The 624-nt window shown below is 72.9% G+C and carries 1 protein-coding gene; it reads right to left on the minus strand.

Going from position 1 to position 624, the window contains the following annotated elements:
- Positions 1–546 (minus strand): TolB family protein (locus tag AC01FP_RS18650; RefSeq protein WP_474482388.1); only part of this gene is annotated, 546 nt, incomplete at its 3' end.
- Positions 547–624 lie beyond the last annotated feature (78 nt).

The following is a 624-nucleotide window of genomic DNA, read 5'->3' on the forward strand; positions in this document are numbered from 1 at the left end:
GGAGAGCACCGGCCAGCCGCTGGTGGCGTTGCCGGCGTTGCCGCCGCTGCTGGCGCGGCTGACCAGCAGGTTGGTGCCGGTGCTGCGATCGCGGCGCACGATGTGGCGCGTGGCGGTGCCGGTGACGCCGGTGGTGAGGTTGCTGGCGCCGGTGGAGAACGCCACGATGCGGCCGTCGCCCGAGACCGTGGGCGCGAAGCTGCCGGCGTTGGCCTGCACACCGCCGTCGCCGACGCTCAGGCGCTGCACGGTACCCGTGCCGGCCTGCCAGGCGAACACGTCGCTGACACCGTTGGTATCACCCGCCACCAGGTTGCTGGCGGTGGACTGGAAGACCACCGTCTGCCCGTCGGCCGACAGCGCCGGTGCGTCGCTGCTGTTGTTGCCCGGCGCGCCGGCGCCATCGGTGCTGACCATGCGCACCTGGCCCGTCAGGCGGTCGCGCCAGAACACCTGTCGCGAGCCGCCGGTGGCGCCGGCGAGGTTGGCGTCGGTGGAGGTGAAGGCGACATAGCGGCCTTCGTTGCGGCCGGTGCCGCCGAGCACGGGCTCGGTGCTGGTCGACACCGTGCCGCGTGCGTTGGCGCTGCGGCTGACGTGTTCGTGGGTGTGTTCACACCCGAC

Source organism: Cyanobium sp. NIVA-CYA 375 (assembly GCF_056108345.1).